The sequence below is a fragment of the Streptomyces sp. NPDC059003 genome, from assembly GCF_042740445.1.
Classification (GTDB): Bacteria; Actinomycetota; Actinomycetes; order Streptomycetales; family Streptomycetaceae; genus Streptomyces.
In genome coordinates this window covers 1-3,854 of record NZ_JBHYJH010000366.1, presented here as the reverse complement: position 1 = coordinate 3,854, position 3,854 = coordinate 1, and the positions used below count along the sequence as shown (strand labels likewise).

At 74.1% G+C, this 3,854-nt stretch carries 1 protein-coding gene; it reads right to left on the bottom strand.

What is annotated here, in order from left to right:
* Positions 1–3,829 (bottom strand): SDR family NAD(P)-dependent oxidoreductase (locus tag ACFWZ5_RS45475; protein ID WP_384893094.1); only part of this gene is annotated, 3,829 nt, incomplete at its 3' end.
* Positions 3,830–3,854: the final 25 nt, after the last annotated feature.

The window sequence follows — 3,854 nt, the reverse complement described above, 5'->3', positions numbered from 1 at the left end:
CAGGGCGCTCCTGGCCGTACGTCGCCAACAACGCCTGCGCCTCGATCGGATCACCGAGGGAGGTGCCCGTACCGTGCGCCTCCACCACATCGACATCCGCAGCCGACACCTGCGCATTCGCCAACGCCTGCCGAATCACCCGCTGCTGCGACGGACCGTTCGGCGCCGTCAACCCATTGCTCGCACCGTCCTGATTGACCGCACTGCCGCGCACCACCGCCAACACCCGATGCCCGTTACGCCGCGCATCCGACAACCGCTCCACCAGCAACAGACCGATGCCTTCGCTCCAGCCGGTGCCGTCGGCGTCGTCGGAGAACGCCTTGCAGCGGCCATCAGTGGCCAGACCGCCCTGATGCGCGAAGTCGATGAACGCGTCCGGGCTTGCGATGATCGTGACGCCACCGGCCAGCGCCAGGGAGCACTCCCCCGAGCGCAGCGCCTGCACGGCCAGGTGCAGTGCCACGAGCGAGGACGAGCAGGCGGTGTCGACCGTGACCGCCGGGCCCTCGAATCCCATCGCGTACGAGATCCGGCCCGACAGTACGCTGCCCGAGTTGCCGGTGATCAGGTGGCCGCCGACGCCTTCCGGGACGTCATGCGCGTTGCTGAGGTAGCCGGAGCTGCCCGCGCCGACGAAGACGCCGACGCGGTCGCCCTTGAGCGCCAGCGGGGCGATGCCCGCGCGTTCCAGGGACTCCCAGGCGACTTCGAGGAGCAGCCGCTGCTGCGGGTCCATCGCCAGCGCCTCACGCGGCGAGATGCCGAAGAACCCGGCGTCGAAGCCCGCGGCGTCGGCGAGGAAGCCGCCCTGGCGGGCGAAGGTCGAGCCGGCGGCGTCGAGGGCGTCCAGTTCCCAGCCCCGGTCGGTGGGGAAACCGGTGATCGCGTCACTCGACTCGGACAGCAGTTGCCACAGGCTCTCCGGGTCGGTGGCCCCGCCGGGGAAGCGGCAGGCCATCGACACGATCGCGATGGGCTCGTCGAGGGCCGCACGGGCCGGTTCGAGGAGTTCGGGCGCCTGCCCGGTTCCCGTCACCTGGTCGACGAGGTGGTCGGCAAGCGTCGCCGGGGTCGGATGGTCGAAGACCAGGGTGGCGGCCAGGGACAAGCCGGTCGCCGTCCTGAGCCGGTCGCGGAACTCGACCGCGGTGAGCGAGTCGAACCCGAGGTCGCGGAAGGCGCGCCCCGGTTCGATCGCCTCGGTGTCGGCATGACCGAGGACTGCCGCGGCCTCGCGCCGGACGAGTTCGATGACCCGGCGGCGCCGGTCCTTCTCGTCCAGCCCGTCCAGGAGCTCCCGCAGGGCCGCCACGGCTCCCTGCCGCTCGTCGGGCTCCTGCGGCGCGTCGTCGAACTCGGCGAACAGCGCGCTGGCGCGCCGTACGGTGAAGGTCGGAACGAACCGGTCCCAGTCGACGTCCACGACCGAGACACAGGGCTCGCCGCCGGCCACGGCCAGCTCCAGCGCCGCCATCGCGTCGTCGGGCGACAGGGCCGGCAGTCCGCGCCGACGCAGGTCGTCCTCGGCGCCTTCGGCGGCGGCCATGCCACCGCCGCCCCACGGGCCCCAGGCGAGCGAGGTCGCGGCCTTGCCCCGGGCGCGGCGCCGGGCCGCGAGGGCGTCGAGGTAGGAGTTGGCGGCGGCGTACCCGCCCTGCATGCCGCTGCCCCAGGTGGCGGCGATGGAGGAGTAGAGCACGAAGGCTTCCAGGTCACGCTCGCCCAGCAGGGCGTCGAGGTTGGCCGCGCCGGCGGCCTTCGCGCCCATCATCGCCGCGTAGTCGTCGACGCCCGCGGCGCGCAGGGACACGGCCTGCGTCTGGCCCGCGGTGTGGAAGACGGACCGGATCCGGGGTCCTTCGGACTCCAGCTGTGCGACGGCTGCGGCGAGCGCGGCGCGGTCGGCGACGTCGCAGGCGGCGAAGGTGACCGTGGCGCCCTGTTCCTGAAGCTCGTCGCGCAGTGCGGCGGCGCCCGGTGCGTCGGCGCCGCGGCGGCTGACGAGGGCGATGTGCCGCGCACCCCGCCGCACCGCCCAGCGGGCGGTCCGCCCACCCAGGGCACCCGTGCCACCGGTGATCAGGACGGTGCCGGACGGGGTCCACGGCGCCGCCGTGGGCTCCAGGGGTGCGGGGGCCAGGCGTCGGCCGAGCACGGCCCCGCCGCGCAGGGCCAGTTGGTCCTCGCCGGCGGCACCGGAGGCCAGCGCCTCCACCAGCCGGGCGGCGGCACCACGCGCGGGTTGGGCCGGCACGTCGACGAGGCCGCCCCACCGGTCCGGTTCCTCCAGGGCGACGACCCGGCCCAGGCCCCACACGGCGGCGCGCGAGGGGTGCGCCAGTTCGTCACCGGGTCCGGTGGAGACCGCGCCCGACGTGACCGTCCACACCCGGGTGCGCACTTCGGCGTCGGCCAAGGCCTGGACGAGCGTGGCGGAGGCGGTCAGGCCGAGCGCCAGGCCCGGGTGGCCGGCATGCTCGTGCTCGTCCTGGCCGAGGAACGACACCACCGTGCCGCAGTCGGCGAACCCGGCGAGGCGACCGGCCAGGGCCGCCCGGTCCAGGTCCGCGACGTCCAGCCGCAGCCGGGTCACCTGGGCGCCGCGCGCCACCAGTTCCTCGGCGAGCGCCCCCGCCCACGGGTCGTCGGCGTCCGCGGGCTCGACGATCAGCCAGCCGCCCGACACGTCGACGCCCCGCACCGGCCCGATCGGCGTCCAGCCGACCCGGTAGCACAGCTGGTCGAGGTCGGCGAGCCGGTGGTGGCGGCGCTGCCAGGTGTCGAGCGCGGCCAGGACGTCCTGGGGAGCGGCGTCGGCGGCCACCCCGAGGGTGTTCGTGAACGTCTCGACGTCACCGTGCTCGACGATGTCCCAGAAGGTGGCGTCGACGCCGGTGGTGGGCGGGGCGGCGACGGTCTGCTGCCGCAGGCTCGGCCAGTAGCGTTCGCGCTGGAAGGCGTGGGTGGGCAGGCTGACGGTCCTGGCCCCGGTCGGGGCGTAGAAGGCCGCCCAGTCGACGCTGCCGCCGTCCGACCACAGGCGGGCCAAGGCCGTCACGGCGGCGGGCGCCTCGGCACGCTTGCGGTGCAGCACCGGCACCGCGAGCACGCCCTCCTCACAGGTCTCCTCGATGGCGCCGACCAGGCTCGCGTCCGGGCCCAGCTCCACGAAGCGGGTGACGCCCAGGGCGGTCAGGCGGCTGATCGCGTCGGCGAAGCGGACCGTGCCGCGGACCTGGTCCGCCCAGTACGTGGCGGTGAACTCCTCGACCGGCTCGCCGGTGAGCGTGGACACGATCGGTATCGACGGATGCCCGTACGACACTGCGGCCGCGGCTTGCCCGAACTCCTCCAGCATCGGGTCCATCAGCGCCGAGTGGAAGGCGTGGCTGACCTCCAGCCAGCGGCCCTGGTGGTCGGGCAGGGCGGCGGCCACCGTCTCGACGGCCTCGCGCGTGCCGGAGAGCACCACCTGGCCCGGGGCGTTCACCGCCGCCACCGACACACCCTCCACCAGCAGCGGAGCGACCTCATCGACAGTCGCCCGTACCGCCCACATCGCACCGCCCTCGGGCAGCGCCTGCATCAACCGCGCCCGGGCAGCGACCAGTTCACAGGCATCGGCCAGCGACAGCACACCCGACACATGCGCAGCCGCCAACTCACCCACCGAGTGGCCGACGAGGTAGTCGGGCGTGACGCCCCACGACTCCAGGAGCCGGAACAGCGCCACCTCGATCGCGAACAGCGCGGGCTGCGCCCAGCCGGTGTTGTCCAGCACCCCGTCCGGGCCGGCGAACATCACCTCCCGCAACGGACGGTCCAACAGCTGATCGAAGTGCGCACACACC